The following is a 299-nucleotide window of genomic DNA, read 5'->3' on the forward strand; positions in this document are numbered from 1 at the left end:
GAAAATCAAAGAGAGACAAGACTTTGATGTGTTTAAATGTAAAAACAATGAATGCCCGTATTATCAAAAGAAGCGAAATGGGATGTCCTCAAAGGAAAAGAAACGTTTTAAAAAGGACCCGCAAGCATTTAAAATGAGATACATTTACCGAAAGTTTCGTATTGATTTCCAGCCTTTATCCAAGGAATCTCCGGAGCTTCCGATAGTCGACCTATCAAGAATCTATTCATCACCACATGTATTAGGGCTTACTTTGACCTATCATGTGAATTATGGGCTTTCAGCCCGTAAAACAGCGG

1 pseudogene is annotated in these 299 nt (G+C 38.1%); it reads left to right on the forward strand.

The features are described from left to right. Window positions 1-299, forward strand: a pseudogene (locus IEX97_RS13720) (DDE-type integrase/transposase/recombinase); the annotation flags it as partial.

It is taken from the genome of Paenalicyclobacillus cellulosilyticus, from assembly GCF_014647315.1.
Lineage (GTDB): Bacteria > Bacillota > Bacilli > Alicyclobacillales > Alicyclobacillaceae > Alicyclobacillus_J > Alicyclobacillus_J cellulosilyticus.